At 68.8% G+C, this 413-nt stretch carries 1 protein-coding gene; it reads right to left on the bottom strand.

The annotated features are described in order from the left end of the window. Window positions 1-413: molybdopterin-dependent oxidoreductase (locus K9U40_RS24190; protein ID WP_282892586.1), on the bottom strand; the 413-nt coding region annotated here is incomplete at both ends.

Here is a 413-nt window from a genome sequence, read left to right as displayed (position 1 = left end):
CCCTTGCCGCCGTTGCCCACCTTCTCCATCAGCGGCCCGAGCGCGGTGAAGCGGCGGTAGAGGTTGGGGTAGTCGCGCTCCACCACGCTCATCTGCGGGCCGGTCTTGCCAGGGATGAGATCGCATTCGCCGCGCGTCCAGTCGGCCACGCCGAAGGGCTGGGCGAGTTCGCCGGGCGTGTCGTGCGCGATGGGGCTCAGCACCAGGTCGCGCTCCACCCCCAGGTGGCCGGGCGCGAGTTCGCTGACCGCGCGGGCGAAGCCCTTGTAGATGTCCCAGTCGCTGCGCGACTGCCAGGCCGGGTCCACCGCGGTGGAAAGCGGGTGGATGAACGGGTGCATGTCGCTGGTGTTGAGGTCGTTCTTCTCGTACCAGGTGGCGGTGGGCAGCACGATGTCCGAATAGAGGCAGGT

The organism is Xanthobacter autotrophicus, from assembly GCF_030015065.1.
Taxonomy (GTDB): domain Bacteria; phylum Pseudomonadota; class Alphaproteobacteria; order Rhizobiales; family Xanthobacteraceae; genus Xanthobacter; species Xanthobacter autotrophicus_D.
This window is presented reverse-complemented; position numbering and strand designations above follow the sequence as displayed.